Here is a 937-nt window from a genome sequence, read left to right on the forward strand (position 1 = left end):
ATTCTTAGGCTTTGCTTTACCTCGATGAGTCAATTGGTCATTGGCTTTCAACACACGATAAAAGCTTGATTCAGATGCGAGATACTGCCCGTTATCTGCCAGCATTGGCACTATCTGGCTCGGCCCTAAATTGGCGTATTCTTCTTGGTTGCTGATATCTAATATTGCTTGCTGCTCTTCCTCTGTAAGCTTGTTTTTCGGCTCTGGCCTTTTCGCTGTTGGTCTTTTATCAGCGATGATTTCACCCTGTTCTTGCCAACGCTGTAACGTCCGTATAGACAAACCTATTTCTTCACAAGCTTTCTCTTTTCTTGCACCTGAGTTCACGGCATCATCAATCAAAGATGCGTAATGCAGTCTATCTGAGTGTGACGTTAACTGTCCTCGTCTTCCCCCCAGTAAGTATTTAACTTTTTTCTTAGCACCAATAATGCCGCGGTTTCAGCAAGGGCTGCATCTTTACGTTTAAGCTCTTTTTCTAGCTCTTTGATCCGCTTACGATCAGCTTTTCGCTCTTGGGTTAATTGCTTACGCTGCTGGCCTTGCGTCTGATTACCTTCAATACAGCTTTGCCTCCATTCTTTAACTTGCTCAGGGTAAAGTCCTTTTTCACGGCAATACTCACTTAACTCAATTTCGCTCAATGCTGCCGTTTCTAAAACAATTGAGAACTTCTGCTCTGGTGACCAACCATCTAAACTATTACTCTCTGTCAAACTAGACCCTACTTTTAAATACTTATCTCGCCATGAATACAAAGTCGATAAGTTGATACTTTCCTGCTTTGCGAATTGACCTAATGATAAGCCACTTTCAACCAGCTTTCTAATGACTGCTTGTTTATGATCTTCTGGATAATGCTTCACTCATAACTAACTTACCGCTCCCTGTTTTATTTTATGAAAAACTGAGGCGACAACTATCCTGACACAGGGGG

Annotated in this window: 1 pseudogene; it reads right to left on the bottom strand. The window is 42.2% G+C overall.

Going from position 1 to position 937, the window contains the following annotated elements:
* Positions 1-866, bottom strand: a pseudogene (locus tag J8L97_RS23735) (transposase); the annotation flags it as partial.
* Positions 867-937: the final 71 nt, after the last annotated feature.

The organism is Pseudoalteromonas sp. MMG012 (genome assembly GCF_018100875.1).
GTDB classification, from domain to species: Bacteria; Pseudomonadota; Gammaproteobacteria; order Enterobacterales; family Alteromonadaceae; genus Pseudoalteromonas; species Pseudoalteromonas aurantia.